16 protein-coding genes and 1 pseudogene are annotated in these 18,205 nt (G+C 31.8%); 4 read left to right on the forward strand and 13 right to left on the reverse strand.

Features of this window, described 5'->3' with window-relative positions; genetic code table 11:
• Positions 1-14: 14 nt before the first annotated feature.
• A complete protein-coding gene (locus H0I41_RS05365; RefSeq protein ID WP_135014765.1) occupies positions 15-674 on the forward strand; it encodes a hypothetical protein in 660 nt (219 codons plus the stop codon).
• A gap of 28 nt (positions 675-702) precedes the next feature.
• On the opposite strand, the gene H0I41_RS05370 is transcribed toward H0I41_RS05365, so the two are convergent.
• Positions 703-1,143 (reverse strand): 8-oxo-dGTP diphosphatase, encoded by a 441-nt coding sequence (locus H0I41_RS05370; protein ID WP_011161911.1) that lies wholly within the window; start codon positions 1,141-1,143, stop codon positions 703-705.
• A 151-nt stretch (positions 1,144-1,294) separates the two neighbouring features.
• Between H0I41_RS05370 and H0I41_RS05375 the strand changes: the two genes are divergently transcribed.
• Positions 1,295-2,140, forward strand: coding sequence for a hypothetical protein (locus H0I41_RS05375; RefSeq protein ID WP_011161910.1), 846 nt, complete (start codon positions 1,295-1,297; stop codon positions 2,138-2,140).
• Positions 2,141-2,205: 65 nt separating this feature from the next.
• On the opposite strand, the gene H0I41_RS05380 is transcribed toward H0I41_RS05375, so the two are convergent.
• Entirely contained in the window at positions 2,206-2,928 is a 723-nt protein-coding gene (locus H0I41_RS05380) for a hypothetical protein (protein ID WP_135014767.1), read from the reverse strand.
• Between the two features lie 707 nt (positions 2,929-3,635).
• Positions 3,636-4,543: pseudogene (locus tag H0I41_RS05385) on the reverse strand (M48 family metallopeptidase).
• A gap of 251 nt (positions 4,544-4,794) precedes the next feature.
• Here H0I41_RS05385 and H0I41_RS05390 point away from each other — a divergent pair.
• Together H0I41_RS05390 and H0I41_RS05395 are read left to right on the forward strand one after the other, a co-directional pair.
• A complete protein-coding gene (locus H0I41_RS05390) occupies positions 4,795-6,072 on the forward strand; it encodes an AAA family ATPase (protein WP_135014769.1) in 1,278 nt (425 codons plus the stop codon).
• 253 nt (positions 6,073-6,325) lie between these two features.
• The gene (locus H0I41_RS05395) at positions 6,326-7,528 is read left to right on the forward strand and encodes a hypothetical protein (RefSeq protein WP_228099772.1); all 1,203 of its coding nucleotides are present in this window, start codon (positions 6,326-6,328) and stop codon (positions 7,526-7,528) included.
• Positions 7,529-7,622: 94 nt separating this feature from the next.
• Here the strand turns inward: H0I41_RS05395 and H0I41_RS05400 are convergent.
• The 10 genes from H0I41_RS05400 to H0I41_RS05445 form a co-directional block, all read right to left on the reverse strand.
• Positions 7,623-9,025 (reverse strand): IS3-like element IS1223 family transposase gene (locus H0I41_RS05400; protein ID WP_117285382.1). Its coding sequence is split into 2 segments (ribosomal slippage): positions 7,623-8,551 and positions 8,551-9,025, totalling 1,404 coding nucleotides; the frame shifts between segments, so codons are not numbered across the junction.
• A gap of 435 nt (positions 9,026-9,460) precedes the next feature.
• Positions 9,461-10,864, reverse strand: a complete 1,404-nt coding sequence (locus H0I41_RS05405) for a BglG family transcription antiterminator (protein WP_182094495.1) — start codon at positions 10,862-10,864, stop codon at positions 9,461-9,463.
• 144 nt (positions 10,865-11,008) lie between these two features.
• Positions 11,009-11,323, reverse strand: a complete 315-nt coding sequence (locus H0I41_RS09480; protein ID WP_135014763.1) for an HTH domain-containing protein — start codon at positions 11,321-11,323, stop codon at positions 11,009-11,011.
• Positions 11,324-11,380: 57 nt separating this feature from the next.
• A complete protein-coding gene (locus H0I41_RS05415; RefSeq protein ID WP_228099768.1) occupies positions 11,381-12,850 on the reverse strand; it encodes a glycoside hydrolase family 1 protein in 1,470 nt (489 codons plus the stop codon).
• On the reverse strand, positions 12,850-13,191 hold the full coding sequence (locus H0I41_RS05420; protein WP_135014758.1) for a PTS lactose/cellobiose transporter subunit IIA: 342 nt from the start codon (positions 13,189-13,191) through the stop codon (positions 12,850-12,852). The genes H0I41_RS05415 and H0I41_RS05420 overlap by 1 nt, the downstream gene beginning before the upstream one ends.
• A gap of 22 nt (positions 13,192-13,213) precedes the next feature.
• Positions 13,214-14,443 (reverse strand): PTS sugar transporter subunit IIC, encoded by a 1,230-nt coding sequence (locus H0I41_RS05425; protein ID WP_135014756.1) that lies wholly within the window; start codon positions 14,441-14,443, stop codon positions 13,214-13,216.
• A gap of 29 nt (positions 14,444-14,472) precedes the next feature.
• A complete protein-coding gene (locus tag H0I41_RS05430) occupies positions 14,473-14,781 on the reverse strand; it encodes a PTS sugar transporter subunit IIB (protein ID WP_095183254.1) in 309 nt (102 codons plus the stop codon).
• A 241-nt stretch (positions 14,782-15,022) separates the two neighbouring features.
• On the reverse strand, positions 15,023-15,931 hold the full coding sequence (locus tag H0I41_RS05435) for a sunset domain-containing protein (RefSeq protein WP_135014754.1): 909 nt from the start codon (positions 15,929-15,931) through the stop codon (positions 15,023-15,025).
• Between the two features lie 278 nt (positions 15,932-16,209).
• Positions 16,210-16,815, reverse strand: coding sequence for a hypothetical protein (locus H0I41_RS05440; protein ID WP_135014752.1), 606 nt, complete (start codon positions 16,813-16,815; stop codon positions 16,210-16,212).
• Between the two features lie 66 nt (positions 16,816-16,881).
• A complete protein-coding gene (locus tag H0I41_RS05445) occupies positions 16,882-18,093 on the reverse strand; it encodes a hypothetical protein (RefSeq protein ID WP_135014750.1) in 1,212 nt (403 codons plus the stop codon).
• Positions 18,094-18,205: the final 112 nt, after the last annotated feature.

Here is an 18,205-nt window from a genome sequence, read left to right on the forward strand (position 1 = left end):
AAAAGAAGTTTTAAATGGAGGAAATTAATTTGAAAAAGTTAATCGTTGGTGCTTTAAGTTGTAGTCTCTTATTACTTGCGGGTTGTCGCAACAACTTGGTTGAGCCAAAACATAAATCTTCTGCAGCAGACTATGCCATTATTCAGTCTTCTCATAAGCAATCTCATAAAAAAGTTGAAAAAGAGAAACCTAAAAATAAAGAAGATAAAAGGGAAAAAGTAGATAAAACTGATCAGAAAAAAGCTGAAGACACTAAGATGGATGATCAACTAGATAGTCTCCAAAATAAAGAAGAGCAATCTAGTTCTGAAAGCCAAAGTTCTAGTTCATCAAGTACTACTTTACCTATTCAACGCAGTGAACATAAGGCAAGCAGTAGCCTACCAAAATCTAACTCTGGTACTTCTTTCTATACTGTTCCACGTCGTCATTATACTTATTATAATCCTCAACCTAACTATTACTTTGATAACAGCTGGACTACTAACAGTAATGCAAATGCAACTACTCAAAGTTCTGCTACAAGTAGTTCAAACTCTGAGAATTCGCACACTTCATCATCTTCTACTGCTTCATCTGAATCTTCTTCAAGTTCAAGCAAGGAAAGTGAAACGCCAGCTAGTCAAAATAATGAATCTGAATCAACTAGCTCAACTGAAAATACTCAAGACTAATAAAAAGACATTCGATCGAATGTCTTTTTTAATAAGTTTGATCTCTATCTCCATCTAAGATATGTTCACTTAACTTTTTATCGAAAAAGATTGGTAAATCATGATCAAAGTTATATGCTAATTTTGATTTTTCTATTTCTTCCCTTGTCATCCAAGTTAAATCTCCTTCATCAGAAGCTTTTAATGTACCAGTAAACTTAGTAGCTACATAGAAAAAGACAAGATAGCGTTCATCATTATGGTCAAAAAATTGCTTTACTCCAACTAAACGCGGATCCTCAATTTCTAATCCCGTCTCTTCTTTTATTTCTCTAACCACTGAATCATGAAAAGCTTCATGAGATTCGACATGGCCACCTGGAAAAGTCAACCCAGGCCAAACCGGATCAGTTCTATTTAGAACTAAAATTTTGTCTTTATCTTTTATCATACACATATTAGTTAATGTTACAGCTTCTGATCTTTTCATTTCTTCTCCATTTTACATAATTTTAATTATATTATTTCTATAGTTTATAATTGTTTAAGTTTTATTTTACTGCTGTTAATTCATTTCTCTAAGTAAATTTTATTAGTATAATTGAATTAAATAGACTAAAATTTTTCAAAGGAATTTAGATATGACATTACAAATCAATACCAGAGTAGACTCAATTACCTGGCCTCTTAATCAAAATTTGACCAATCAAGAAATAATCTCTCAATTGGAACTTACAGTTACAGAAAATGGCCATCTTATTTCAAATGATAATCTTAGTATAAATAAAAAGGCGGTTAACCGGTCTGAAGCAGGCGTATATCCTATAATTATCACCGCAATTGGTACTAATAATGAATATGCGACCAAGAAAATTCAAGCCTGGGTAACGGATAAAAATAATGTAGTTGATTCTTCCCCTACTCCTCAACCAGCTCCAGCAAAACCAGCACCATATACTTCTTCTCCTAATAAACCTGCTAGTCCTAAAAAGAAAGGCAAGAAAAAGATAGTATATATTGTTCTTGGAGTACTTGTTTTACTAATTGCCATCATCTTTGGTATTTCTGCTTGCCAAGCACATAATGATACTGTTCAAAATGAGCAAGCTCAAAGTAATGCTCTTAATAATACTAATAGTAAATTAGATACTCTGTCTGAGCAAAACAAACAATTAATGCAACAAAATAAAGAGTTGCAAAGTGCTATCAACACATATAAGCAGGATCAAGATAAAGAAGAATTACAAAACCAATTAAACCAAATCAAAACTGAAAATGAACAGTTGAAAAATAATGCTGCTAATAATCAAGCCTTACAAAATCAAATTGATCAACTGGGCTCTACTATCGACCAAATCAAACAAAATCCAAATCAGGCCGATTCATTATTAGATCAAATGAAAAATAATCAAAACGAATTTATGCAGAATTTAAATGCCACTTTTCAAAAACTAGTTAGCGATTTTCAGCAATTAATTGGACAATAATACTACCTAATAAAAAACTGAGAATTATGAAATCCCCTCATAGTTCTCAGTTTTTTAATATTTAATTAGTCATCTGTATCAACATCAGCATTGCTGCTTGCATTATCGCTAGATTTCTTAATGGTTTTAGACTCATAAACTTTTACAGTTAATGATTTACCAAATTTAGAATCGTAAGGGTCAAATACATAATGGGTTGCATTAGTTTTAGCGCCATTTGCAGGATCTAATTTATATACTATAACAAAATTACCGGTCATATTAGGCTCAACCTTCTTACGACCTTCCTTAATCTGATTTCCCCAAGGTATTAATTCATTTTCAATGTCTGTGGTGACCAAAACAAGATCATGAGTAGCTTTGCCAACCTTCTCCATTACTTTTAAGTGATTACTAAAGAAAGATGTTGGATCAACGCTTTCTTTAGCATTATTACTGAAAGTTCCTTGCACTAGAGCATAATGGTCATCGCCATCAGAACCCTTAACAACGACATTGGTTACATTATTGATAGCTATGTATCCCTTGCTATCTTGAAAATTTCCACCATAAGCTTTACCGTCGTCACTGTTACTATTATTAGCTTGATTGTCAGCCGCTGTACTTAAATCTTTTTTAGAGCGTTTTGTACTCTCACTACTGCTTTCATCTGTCTTTTCGACAGACTTCTTTGACTTACTAGTAGTTGTTTGTTTGCTGCTACTATTATCACTTTGACTAGAGCAAGCACTTGTTCCCAATCCCAAAAGTACTAAACCTAATGCTCCTAAAAGATATCTTTTTTTCATCAAAAAACCTCCCTATTTGAATACATCAATAATTCTAGCATTTTTAGTTAAAAAATTATACAGATTATATAACGAATTGAGTTTTCAAATTACGGATTAGCCTGTTATGGAAGCAGGCTTTAAACCTGCTTTACGTGATGATTTTGCTGCTGTACAACAAAGAGAAATATCTTATCAATGCTTTATTTCATAACAAGTAGAGTTAGTGTATTTAGTTATGGGATGATAATTTGAATTATTTTTATTAAATATTTAAGTCCTATTCTCGAGAAAAAATACTAAAATAAAAACGACACTCGTTTGAGTATCGTCTTCTTTAAGACAAGCAAGGCGAGATTTGTACGTGCACGTATCTGACTTCTATGCGCGTCCACCTAACTATCTACTACTTTCATAGTAGACTCGTGAATCGCTTTTTTAGCATAGTGTCATTATTCTTCTTACTATGAGATATCTAATTCATTGTATTAGTTTCTATAGAATTCGATGGTCCTGTAGATTACCTCCACATATGTGGAGAACACATTGACTTTAGAACGTTTAATGGATTTTGATTAGGATCACCTCCACTTACGTGAAGAACACACTAAAAGATCCTTGATATAAGTACAATCCTCAATTTAGATAATATCATTTTTCATTAGTTTCAATCAATCGCTAAAATTACACAATAAAAAGCCAAACATCAATGATGGTTAGCCATTAAATTAATTGATTTTGTCACTATTTTTCAATCGTTCAATTCGCTTATCCAACGGTGGGTGATCAGAAAAAAGTCGATTCAACCAGTTATGTGCATTTGGAAAATTAAAATATAAATGCTGCAAAGTTAAATCTTGGGAACTAATCTCAGGTGTAGCTGCACCCTCTTCTAGCTGCTCTAACTTAGACAAGGCTGAGATTAAGCCACTAGGTTCACGAGTTAAATCAACAGATCCTATATCAGCAAGGTATTCTCTCTGTCTTGAAACAAGCAAGAAAAGCAGTTTAGCTAGCGGAATTCCAATAATTGAAATAATACCTCCAACTGCGAAGCCAAGATTTTGATAAAAAAGCCAAATATTCCTTTAGTCTCACTAGTCAAAACGCCCCAGCCGAAGAATACAATCCCGATTCCAGTCATTGTTATCAAGCTAGTTAGCGCACTGGCTAAAACAGTGATACGCGTATCATAGTTTCTAATATGAGAAAGTTCATGGCCGATCACTCCTTGAACCTCTTTCTTATCCATAATGTTTAGCAGTCCTTGAGTGATAGCTAAACTTGCATGTTCAGGATCCCGACCAGTAGCAAAGGCGTTAGGTGCTGGATCAGGCGTAATGTACAATTTCGGCATCGGCAATCCACCTGCTAAGCAAAGTTCTTCAACAAGCTCATAAATTACCGGTTCAGTTTCTTTAGTAATTTCAACTGCATTCGTCACCTTCATTAGGTGCTGTGTTGCATCAAAATAAACATGCGCAATGTATATTAAGCCAATGATGAAGAAACCGATTCCAACATATGATGTAAAAATTGCACCAAGAAACACACTAATTGCTAGCAGCAGAACTATATATAATCCCAAAATAATCCATGTGTTTCGTTTATTTTGCTCAATTTGCTTATAAAGCATCTTATTCACTCCAACTTTTAATTCTATTTAATTTTAGTCTTTTTTGTTTATATAATCAGCAAAAATTGTTGGAAATCTCCACCATTTTTTAATCATGTTTATTGGTAATTCTAGAACACTTTTTAGTTATATTTGGCTATATTTTAGCTTCGTTATTAAAAAAACAGTCTTTTATAACGAAAATACGTTGTAAATCATAATTTTTGATGTATACTTAAGAAGATAAAGGAAATAAGAAAGGTTAAATTAAAATGCTAATAGAATTTCGTGTAAAAAACTTTGCTACATTAAAAGACAGGACCATCTTGTCAGCTGAAGCAGCTACTAGATTAAGAAAATTTAAAAAGAGTAATGTCTTTTATCACCAAAATCCTCAGTTACTTAAAAACCTTTTGATTTTGGGTCCTAATGGCTCGGGCAAAACAAGTTTATTAAACGGCCTTCGCTTAATGAAACTCCTTGTGCTTCATGGGGGGACTCGTTCTGTTACTGAGAACTTACGATACAATCCTTTCCTATTTGATGTTACTAGTAAAAATAAAGATACCGAATTTGGTGTACGAATTTCTATTCAAAATCAAATCTATGATTATAGTTTTAAATACAACAGTAAGGTTGTTGATTATGAAAAGCTAAGCTTAATAACTAAAGCCGGCAAAGAAAAAATTTATTTTGAGAGAAAAAATAAAGATTTCACAGTAAAAAATGAAAAATTAGAATCAGCTGAAGGCAAGGTTCGCGAAAACGCTTTATTTTTATTTACTGCTCAAGAAAACAATGATGAGATATCTTCAAAAGTATATAAATGGTTCGATAAAGATTTGCTCATCATTCGCTCACGACTTGAAATTCCAGAATACTTAATCAGGCTAATGGAAAATGAGGAGCTAAAAAATGAAATGGTTTCATTTTTACAATGTGCTGACTTCAATATAAAAGATATCAATTTACGCCAAATTGCTGTTAAAACAGATGACTTTTCCGCACATCTTGCTAAAACTTTAAATATCTCAATTCCAGAAAAACAATACGAATTATTTACAATTCATACCTCTTTCAAAAATAATAAGCCCGTAGGACAAAGTGAACTCCCTTTGCAACTAGAATCTGTGGGGACTCGTCGTATTTTTTATATTATGCTGACTGTAATATATTCTCAATTACATGGAAACTCTAAAACGCTATTAATTGACGAATTTGATAATTCATTACACTCCGAATTGGCAAGTACTTTAATCAAGATATTTAATTCTGAACAAAGTCAAAATCAATATATCTTGACTACCCATAATGTGGAACTTTTAGATGATGACATAAGAGTAGATCAAATGCTTCTAATGGAAAAAAATGCAGAGGGCATCAGCCATTTGAAATCTATTTATAATATTAGTGCGTCATCTTCTCAAGGCAGACATGATGTATCTTTCGCAAAAAGATATATTAAGGGACAATTTGGAGCTGTTCCATCAATCAATTTAGATCAATTAAAGACTACTTTAGATACTATTCATAAGAAATTTAATAAATAAAAGTAATTATTGAAAGGAGGTGGTCTATGCTTTTATTCTTAATATCTTAATAGGCTTCTAATTAGAAAGCCGAATAATCTATAAAAAAAGAACTCAAAGCGGCAACTTCGAGTTCTAATTGTAGGACAGCATGATATATAAGTCGTCTCTCAACTTAAAAACCATCTCAAGCTGTCATTATAGATGATTTTTAACTTAAATTCAAATAACACTTATATTTTTCATGCTAATATTTTTTAGTAAAGGAACTACTATGAAAAATTTTATCCAAGTAACCTATAAATATAAGCCTAATGACAAAGTCGCAAATTTAACAGAAGTCAACGATTTACTAGATGCTTATTCAAAGATATATGAGCCAAGTCGAAGTAACCTTCTTGCAGATGTTAAAGAAAATTTTCCTATAGTTACAGATGAGAATAATGAAGTAAGAATTTTAGGCACTGCTCCCGCTCTAAAGCTCGTTAATCAAATAGATAATCATAAGTTAGATGTACAATTAGCACCTACAGAGCTAACAAATGTTGATTTTAAACTGGTTCCTCCATCAAGTGGCTACGAAATGTACTTTGAAATTAATGACAAAAAAGTTTCTACTCTTTATAATGCTAAAGACACTTTTTTAGACCATTATTCATTATCAAAATATGCTAATTTCTTACTTCAAAATGATAAAAAGAGGAATCTTTTAGATGAACTAAAAGATTTACAAGAAACAAAAGAGCTCTCAAGCAAAAAGGCAATATATCGTTTCATTGAAAACGATGGTAAACAATACCTTAGAGCAATTGTCTCAGATCGATACAAATTTTATGACAATCCAGTTGCTCTATATATTGCTATTGCAGCTATTAGCAAATATTCATCTACTTACAAGAAAGATTTCATTCTTGAAAATTTAATATTGACCGATTCCAAGCTATTTGTATATTTTCTCGAAAAGGATCCTGTTCCTGTAGATAAAAATATCACTATACAAACTGGCCTGGTACTAACTAACAGTGAACTCGGTGATGGCTGCGCTTCTTTTAAAGTTTATTATATTATTAGAGATAGTAATAATAATCGTGTAGTTGGTTTAACGGATCAAATTGCAAATATCAATCATGGTAACAAACCAGCAAAGATTGAAACAAGTTTCAATAATTTAGATCAATTAAAGCATCAACGTGACGACATTATTCAAGCAGTAAAAAAAGTTGCATGGACTAAGAAATTAACACGTGACGATCTAGATACAATATCACATTTAATTTCTCATATCCAATCACCAGTACCTAAAACATTAAAAGAAAACATGGCCAAATGTGTTGATTCTAATTCGATTTTAGAAAAATCATATACTTTGTTAAAGCTATTTGATAAATTTAATTCTTTCATTGAAGCTGAAAATCCTAATATTCAGCTCATCATGGAAAAAAGATTATCTCGCTGGTTAGCTAGATTTGCAAAATAGAGCCTTAATACTGCAGAAGAGTCTGTAAAAACACAGAAATTAAAAAACCTATTAAATCTGAAGTGCCATAGAAAAGTTAGACATTTATAAAATTTTAAAGATTTGATAATACACGATTTCTGTATTTTACAGGAGTCGTGTATTTTAATTTGTTTGATCTTCTAACATTGTTAAACCAATAAATATAATCTTTCAGAATTTCCTTCATCTCTTCTAAACTTCCAATCTTAAGTCGATTCAGTTTTTCTCTCTTCATTAAATTAAATATCGTTTCTCCTGGTGCATTATCATGACAATTTCCTTTTCGGGACATGCTTTGGATTATATTCATTTTCTTTAGTCGAGCCTGATAGCCTGGATTCTGATATTGAAAGCCTTGATCTGAATGAAGGATAGGAGCAGCTCCTGGTGGAAGATTATCTGCTAGTTCATCTAGCATATTATAAATAGTTTTCATTTCAGGAGAATAACTTACTGCACAAGCTAGAATCTCCAAAGAAGCCTCATCTACTACAGGAGAAATATAAACTTTCTTGCCGCTAGTTAGTTTATATTCAGTTACATCGGTATGAAGAACTTTATAGGGGATTGTTTCATCAAAAGTTTGATTTAGGATATTTGGTGCTTTCTTTCCTACATTACCCTTATACGAACTATATTTACCAGTATTTTTATGATAAATTGTTGTTTTTATTCCTAAACTTCTCATTAACTTACGTACTGTTTCTAGAGAAAGTTTAAATCCTTCATCTCTTAACGCTCCCCACATAGGACGATAACCATATGTTTCTTGTCCTTCATAGCCATAATAGATTTCTTGAATCTTCTCTTTTACTAAAGCATACTTATCAGCTTGATTAATTCTATTTTTTACATTGTCATAGTAAGTCTTTCTATTTAATTTGAGCACTTTAAATAAGACCTTAAGTTTAATTTGATGGTGTTTTGCCCGAATATCCTGTATTAATTGTGTTTTTTGTTTGTTGGATAACGTGGATATCGGGCAGCCACTTTTTTTAAGACAAGATTTTCCACTCTAAGTCTTTCTAATTCAGCTTCCTGCTTAAGAATTTTTTCTTCATACTTTTGCTTTTCACTAAGTTCTAACTTTTTAGTTGTCTTCTTACTCTTTTTAGGCACTTTCCTAGGCCGACCTTTCTGTTTAGGCAGCAGCCCAGCATATCCTTCTTCATTGAACTTTTTAGCCCAATTGTATACTTGAGAATCACTAATATTAAACTTAGCCGCTACCTTTGAAACTCCAATAGAATGTGTTAAATAGTAGCGTACCACATTTAGCCTAAAGTCAGAAGAATAAGTAGTTTTAGTATGTTTAACAGATAAGGCAGCTAAACCTTGACACTTAGCCTTATCAATCCATCTACGAATAAGAGTCCAATGAATATTATATTGTTTAGCTAAACCTTTTATTGAATCTTCATGATTTAAATATTTGGAAACAATTTCAATTTTTAATTCAGTCGAATATTTGGTCATAAAAAAATACCTCATAATTATTAGATTTTATGTCTAACAATTATGAGGCACTTCAATCTTGGCGTTCATAAGTCCTGATTTAATAGGTTTTTTTAGTAAAAGTCAAATTTGACTCTTTTCCTTAGTTTAGAACCTAATTCTTACGGCCTCTAAACTTAATTTATGTTTTGTTTATTACTACACCTACGACAGATGTGACATTCAACATATAGTTGACATTCTCTAGTGCCCAAATTTCAATCCACGCACCCGCGAGAGGTGCGACCGCAATATTTAGTTGAAATTAATTTTCTAGACTAGATATAGGGCTTCAAAAATATACAATTATATTTCTACATAAATTGTATCAAAAAAAATAGGTATATTCTAGTGCGAATCTCACATAAAATCACGCTAGCTTCCTACTCGCACTTTCATATACCTATCTTTTTAATGTTACAGCAGCTCTACAAGTTTAATAATAAATTCGCTATAGTTCTTACACTTTATAAGTTCCGTTACATTGTTAATATCAGTGACAATATCTGACAATTCATCAAATACTTCTCTAAACAATTGTTTATTATTTGGATCAATTGCTAATGCAATGACTAGATACACTTCATTGCCTCCACTCCACTTAATTCCATGCGGGTTCACAACAATAAATCCTTTACTTTTTTGAGCAGACATATCTAACGAATGGGGAATTGCAATTCTTCCAAAAGCCGTACTGGACATTTGCTCGCGCTGATACAACCTTTCTTTAAAGTCAGACTGTACTACTTTTTGCTTTTCTAGTTTACTTGAAACAAGATTGAACACTGCATCGATATTTTTTAACTTATCGGATTTGACAAAATTATTGCTATCAAAAAATGATAATAAGCTTTCTTGAAACTTATCTTTTTTAACTTGATGTTGCTTAGTTGTAATAGCTATATTTAACTTTTGAATATCTTCTACCAATAGAAATTGAGAAATATTAACTGTACTTATATTGTGATCAATATAATTTGAATTAACCACAATTAAAATATCAACATTAGGAGCATATTGGTTTATCTGACTTGGATCTGATATTATTCCTTTAACATTAATATAAGTCGAAAACTGTGACTGCAGCCTATTTGAAAGAACAGCTGAATTGTCATAATATTGCGGCATTAGAACTAATACCGATAATTTTTGTCTATCTGACATTTGTTCGGCAATGGCATTTCCAATATGAAGAGCAATATAAGCAATTTCATTATCTTCAATCTGAATACCAACTTTTTCACCTATTCTATGAGCCATAAGAACAGCACATTCATAAATTGTGGGAGAGGATATTTTTATATTGCTTACAATAGGATTGTGTTCTACTTTATTAGTCAAAGCCCGTGTAATTAGTCTATCTAAGTGAAGAGAAAAGCGTTCTCTAAAATTTTCATTATTTAAATCAATCTGGTAAGTTTTCCAAACATAAGTAATCAGATCATCTACTAAATTCTTCGTTTCTACACTAATATCATCTTCAACCTTATTATTTCCATTAAGGGATGCCTGTAGTATTAGTGTGAGTTCTTTACGATCAGGTTCTTCAAGGTTAACATTAAATTCTTCTTCAATAATTGAAACAATTTTATATGCTTGCGTATCAATAACCTTTTTATCTGTTATCTTCGTTACTTCATTTTGCTTCATCAAATGACCAGTCTGAAGTCGGCTAATTACAATAGCAAAATGCAGTAAAACATTATTTAAGTCAAATGTATTTAAATAGATATTGTTTGAACTACAGGTCTTTAAAATAGTAGAACGTAAAGACGTAACATCAATATCAGGAAAGTTATCCTGAATAATACTTCTATTCATAAAAGTTCCAGTAGTTTCTTCATAAATTAATGAACTTAATAGACTTCTTTTTTGACGTTCATTTCCAATTAAGTGCCAAAAATCACCGTCTTTTTTAAGTTTCATGTTAAATCGTTCAACTTTAGCTTGAACGGTCTTTAAATCTTATAATACCGTAGTTTCACTGACAAATAAATTTTCGGATAGATCATATAGATTAACTGTAGAAGCACTATTAATAAAAAAATTAATAATATAATTTACTCTTTCTTCTTTATTAGTAGGTATATTGTTTTGAGAAGTCCAAGATGAGGGAGATATCAATTTATCGGCGGTATACTTATATCCTCTAACACTTGATTCGATGAGATTATTTCTACTATTTAATTGTGAGATATAATTCTTTATCGTCCGTTTAGAAGAACCAATTTCTACAGCTAATTCCTGAGAGGTATGCCATCCTGGATTTTTTCTGCAAATACTGTAAAAGTTTTTCTTTTCTTTCCATTTTTGACATTATCCTCCCCAGTTCAATTTTTATATCTTCGCACCATTTGAAGAAATTACATTTTTATACCAATAATAACTATCTTTCAAATAACGGTTACCACTACCTTTTCCCTCATCGTCTAAATCAACATAGATAATTCCATATCTTTTAGACATTTGTTGGGATGAACATGAAACAATATCTATTGGTCCCCACATACAATATGCAATAACATTGGCTCCATCATGAATAGCTCGTCCTACTTGTTCAATATGGGCACCTAAATAACTACTTCTATATGAGTCATGAACCTCTTTATTTTTATCTAATTCGTCATATGCACCAAATCCATTTTCAGCAATAATAATTGGTTTTTGATAACGATCCCAATATTGAGATAAGGTATTATAAAGCCCTTGCGGATCAATAGCCCATCCCCAATCGCTCTCTTTCAAATTAGGATTAGCAGACGTATCGTTTACTTGATACTTATTTTTTGTTGAATCAACCATTTTTGAGTAATAGTAGGAAATTGCAAGAAAATCCATTGGATTTTCCCTAATCAGCTTCATCTCATCAGCTGTAATATCTAACTTAATATCATTATCCTCAAAATAGTTCTGAGCAAATTGCGGATATTCTCCTCTAAATTGCACATCAGTTACAAAATACTGCATTCGATTTTGACGCATTGCCAGAATTACGTCATCTGGATTACTAGTTGCAGGATAGACTGGACCATCAGCGACCATAGTTCCGATATGAAGATTGGGATTATGCAAAGACTTTGCATATTGTTTAGCCCAAGCTGCTCCCACAAATTGATTATGCATAGCTTGATACAAAGCCTGTTCCTCATTATCATACTGATCTGAAGTTACACCTACCGAAAGCCACGGTTCAATTTGAACCATATTAATCTGATTAACAACAATCCAATATTTTACTTTACTGCCATATCTATCGAGTAGCGTTTTAGCAAACTTTTCGAACATTGGAATTACTTGCTTATTAGGCCAGCCACCATACTTTAATGTTATGTTTATGGGTGTTTCATAATGATTCATAGTAATAATTGGCTCTATACCAAGTTGATGCATATAGTCAATCATTTCATCATAATGCCTTAATGCCGCTTCATTCGGTTCTGGATCATCCCCATTTGGAAAAATTCTTGACCAATCTAATGACGTTCTAAATGTTTTAACCCCCGCATCAGCAAGCAATTTTAAGTCTCTTTTATAAGTATGGTAGAAATCAATCCCAAATCTTTTTGGATAGTAATTAGCAGTATCTTGACTATTCTTCTTCACTTCTTCTAATGTCATTCCGGCCTGTTCTATCTTTTGAATTTCAGCATTTGATTTATTTTTCAGATAAGGTTGTACATCAGAAGAATTTAGTCCTTTCCCATCTTCTTGATAGGCACCATCAGCTTGACTTGCAGCTTGTGCACCGCCCCATAAGAAATTTTTTGGAAAATATGGATACTTATTGTCACGCATTTTAATAACCATCAGATTCTCCCCTCCCTTTTATCTCTTGCTTTAAAGACTTTGATTAGATGCTGTATCAATTTAAACTCACTATTAATTGTCATTAAAGTATCCTGAGCATGGGTAAATAAGACTGAGTATGGTACTTTTTTCCCTTCAGCTTCTTGTTGGATTTTTGCTGTTTGTAATCTATGTGCAATTACCAACTCTGCTTCAGCTTTCCTCATATTTTCCTCGGCTTTGGAATAATCATAAGTTGCTACATTATCAATCGCATCAGCTATGAATTCTCTTGCATCCCCGGCATGAAGTATAATTTCCATTGTATCTTTAACAGATTTATTTTCTGTTTCTTCCTTCATTTATATTCTCCTCTTTTCAAATTTATGCTAATTCATCCTTAATTAAGCTATTATCATATACCTTGAGAAATGGATACCAAACTAAGGTTCCAACTACAAATAAAATTACTAGTAGAATAATAGAACTTATTGCTGGACTTACAATCCAAGTTACAAATGGAAATGGAATGTACCACATTTGCATTAAAGAATGCGGGATTGGAGATAAACCTGCTTTAAACCAAAATGCAGTAATTAAAGGTAAAACCAAACCATTAATCCATAGCGGAATCATTAAATATGGATTCCACACAACCGTACCAAAAATAACTGGTTCATTAATGTTAAATATTGATGGTGCAATACATGCTTTACCTAAAGCTTTCATTCTACGGGACTTACATGCAAACAACATTAGTAAAACCAAAGGGAGAGTACATCCGACTCCACCAATCCATGGAAAACTATAAATTAATTCACTTGTAAAAATATGGGTAACAGTTTGTCCATTAGCATATTGATGCGCATTAGCGGCAATTCCAGCTAACATTACAGGTTGATCTACTGCAGCTAGTACCCAACCAGAAATTCCCATTGAATAAATAAAACAAGTAAAGAATAGGAATAAGGTAAATCCCCACCACGTATTCAGTGAATTAGCCAGTGGTGAAAATAGATCAACAATCAATTTATAGAAATTAAAATGAAGAAGATAAGTTAAGATCCAACCTGTTGCCACCACTACGGTAATTGGGAGCATTGAATCAAACCATGCAATAACAAAGTCTGGCATCGAAGTATCTTCACTAAAGAAAGAAAATTTTCCAAATGTTTCCATAATTAGTGCAGTATATATTCCTACAACTAGGGCTACAAACATACCACCTGCACCAAATTCTGAAAACTGATAAGAAACAACTGCTCCACTTTTATCCCATATAGGATTGGCTAACATGAGAAACAAAGCAACGGACGATAATCCAGCAATGATTCTTTGTTTCTTTAGTTTCTTATGTTCCATTAAGTTGAATGGAAATAGAAATGCAATAAATATTGAGACTAAACCAAATGTAAAACTACTAATCGGGGCTAAATCTGGCCACCATTTCCAAAAGTTTAATGGGATATTAAATAAAGTAATAAACGATCCTACAAAGATAAATGGCAATACTTCTAGTATTGAATTTTTTATTGTAACTGTCCAATCGTTATTGGCTATTTTTTGAGCGCCAGGTGCAAATTTTGTATTTAAAAAATGCATGAAGCCATTCATTTTATTTACCTCATTTCTGATTTACCGTTTTAATTTTCCAATTGTGTTTTTAAATCATCAATTGCAGATTTTCCATCTAAAATTGAATAATAATCTGGTTTCATCAAAATAACCTTTACTTTATCAGGAACTTCATTTTTTATTGCATCAAATTCTGCTTTTAAGTGCGGACCAACCATTAAAGCATCAATTTCATCAGCGTATTCTCCTAATTCTGCTTCACTTCTAGCTTGAATTTTATAATCTAATCCTGCTTTCTTAGCAGCCTTTCTCATATTTGCTGCCATAAAACCTGACGAAGCACCTGAACCACAAATCAATAAAATATTCTTACTCATTTTGAATTCCTCCTATAATCAATTATTTCTTTTTCTCTTTACATGTTTATACTATTGAATTAACCGCTTACATTAAACTTATCTTTTGCACCGGAGGGATGCAAACAAATTTTGAAAGCATGAAAAAGTCCATTGCTATTGCAATGGACTAGTGATAAATATGTTCATCATGCAGAGATAAAAACTAGTGAGAAAAAGATAGACAGAACTTCTATTTATTTATAGTTAAGTTTCTCTTCTCTTACCGCTTTGATCTCACATATCCAGCAGCTTGAGCTTCTTCTTCCGAGTTAAAATAAACAGCATTTGCCGCATTCATGTTGTAACCTGCTTGTCCCGGAACATGATATTTGTGAGTTCGTGCATTTCCAACAATCTTATTCGAATTGCCAGTATAAATTTTTCCTGCCTGTGATTCATCTGAATTATTGGTGTTTTCTCCAGCTGAAGCATCACTATTTTTATTCGCTGAACTAGTGTCTGTGCTAGATTGAGAGCTAGCCTTTTCCTTAGTGTCCTCTGACTGTCTGGTATCTTCCTTTTTATCTTCAGACTCTTCTGATTCTGACTTACTCTTATCTTCCTCTTCATCTTCTGTCTTTGACTGATCCTGATCGGAATCGCTGTCCGAATCGTCTTCTTCATCAGAATCATCCTCATCTACATAATGATCAGACATTTTCTTAGTTACCGTTAAGGTGACTGGATCAATTTCTTTTGCTATGATTCTACGTACTTTTTTAGTCAAATAATAATCGTCAAAATCTTTTGAATATTTTTCTATAGCAAAAATTCTAACCTTAACTTTTACTCCCTTTTCAATTTCTTTCTCAGTAGAATTATTTGTGTCTAGCTGCATAGTAAATTTGTTATCTTTTACTTTTGCATAGTTATCATCATCAACTGCAGAAGCTTCATTTTCTTCCTTAACATATGTTCCCTGCGCTAAAATCTTACTACCATCCGGAGCATCAGTTTTACCTTTTAATATAAAATCTCCATCTTTACTTTGAACTTTGGTTATCTCAACTTTATAAATTCCCGCTTCGTGTAACTCACTATCTACATCCGACTGGGCACACGAGCTACAACGAGCTAACATCAAAAGTATTAGTACAATTACACCAATGCATCCAAGTTTGTTTTTCACTTATTACTCTCCTCTATTACCTATATAAGAATATATTTTACCTTTTATAAAGAATATTAGAAATATTAAATAGCAGTTTTTCTTTACTGTTATTAAAAAATTTCATTATTTTTCTATCAAAAAAAGACCAGGCACAAATTGCTTGATCTTGTATTCGGTACTATTTAATTAAAAACTTACTTTTCCTGCTCATCACAGAATCATCGGACCTTTAAATTACAAAAGAGGGATGACTTGTGTTGATGATATTAAAAAAACACTAAGTATAAGGATGCCAATCATTTAAAAGCAGTACATACACTAATAAGCGTAGAAATTATGCTACTAATATTACTTACACTATTGGACGCTAGAATATCTTGTAATTTATTCCAAAGTTTCTTCAATTTTCCATATGGCTCTTTTTTCTCGGCACCCTGCTGTAGTTCATTCAACGTTTTATAAAAATCTGGATTATAATCCTGTGCTTTCATATACAATGATTTTAAATCATTAATTCTCTCAATTGTACTTAGCAGAGCAGAATAGTCAACTTCCCTTTTCTCCTCAATAATTACATTATGATTTCCTTGTTGAAAATTAGTAATAGAAACTGGTGAATTAAAATTGTTTTGATAAACACTTGAATTTTCTGCTTTAACTGAGTGACTCAATTCTTTTAAATATTCAGTACCTAATGGCGTGAGGTATCCTAACCAAAAGTTACCACCCATAAAAAAGTTACACTTTACTAAATATCCCTGTTTTTGTAATTTATTAGTTATATCAAAAGCATATTCTCCCCACTTTTGTTGTAATTCTCGAGCAAGTTGAGAACTAGTATTAGGATTTATATTATTTTCTGCTTTAGTCAATATATCTTTTTCTATATCTTTAATATTCAATTTAACCTCCTCAAGCTAGAGTAATATTTATTCTTCAGAGTTTTTCATGCTAAAAATTACGTTCCATTACCAATCAAAGTCATCTTCCATCTTCAGCAAATCATCCAGATACTTTTCCAAATCGTTGCTATAGTCTCTCAACCCCAAAATTTCATCATTTCTTGCCACACTAGGATCAAGCCAATCTGCCTTCTGTAAAACCCAATCTTTATACTTTTTATTCGAAATTGTACTAGCGTATTTCCTAATCTGCATTGCGGTCTGATAATCATGAGCCTCGGTTACTAATTTCTTAACACGAGCCTTTTTATCATTAATGTGCTTAGCCTTTTGATTTTTTCGTTCTTTCTCTTCTTTTTTCTTTTGTTTCTCATATTCCTGCTCTAAGCGTTTATCTCTCACACTTATATATGCCTTATAGAAATTTATAATTATCTCAGGGATTTTCTCTTCTAATCGTCCGTTGTCTGCATCCTTAACATATGCATGATATGGATAGTCATTAAACTCTAGCTTTAGTTTTCCATTATATGGATGATCATATTTTCTTATTCGAGGTTTAGATGCCCAACTACGTCCTATCTTTAAATTTCTTTCATACTCATCTAGTGCTTTCTGTTCTTTTTTTGTAATTTTATGTTCTACTTGATTTTTTAACTCTACAATATCAAAATAAACTTCATCTTTTCCGCCAATAATTACTGTAAAATCATCTGTAATTTCTTCGCCTAATTGATCAAGTACTAAATAAATTGCATTTAATATTCGATATAATCTAGGCAATTCTTTTGGCGAAATATTTTCCATAAATTTTGGTTTTTTCTCATCTGAATACCACTTATACCATTCATACTTATGCTCGTCATTAGGATATTTTTCTTTCCACTCTTTTACACTTTTTTTAAAGGTTCTAACTTTACTACTTAAAGATCTTTTAGACGAATATTTAAATTCATTCAATACTTGCTCTATTTGCTTAGTCTTTTGTAGATCGTTTAAATCTTTTAACTCATTTTCTATATCAAGTTTTTTATTACTCTCCGTATCAAAATAAATAATATCGCTTTGAGCAGCAGGTAAAGGCTCAACCAATCCCGTAGTATCTTTATTCATTTTCAAATACATTCGATATTTAGATCCAGGAATAGGTATATTATTTTGATGACAAAAAACACTAAACTTATGATAATTTATATGGTATTTTTCAGATAAATCTTTCAAAGTACTTGTTAAAAGTTCATTGTATAGTTCTGTTCTAGAAAATTTTTTCATCTTCATTATGTACCTTTTTTAATTAAATCAATTGAATGTGCAAGCATATTATATTCATATTTTGAATATAAAAAAGTCAAAATATTATCTAAATTTCTGGTTCTTCGTTTGATATTTC

The sequence above is a fragment of the Lactobacillus johnsonii genome (assembly GCF_014058685.1).
GTDB lineage: Bacteria > Bacillota > Bacilli > Lactobacillales > Lactobacillaceae > Lactobacillus.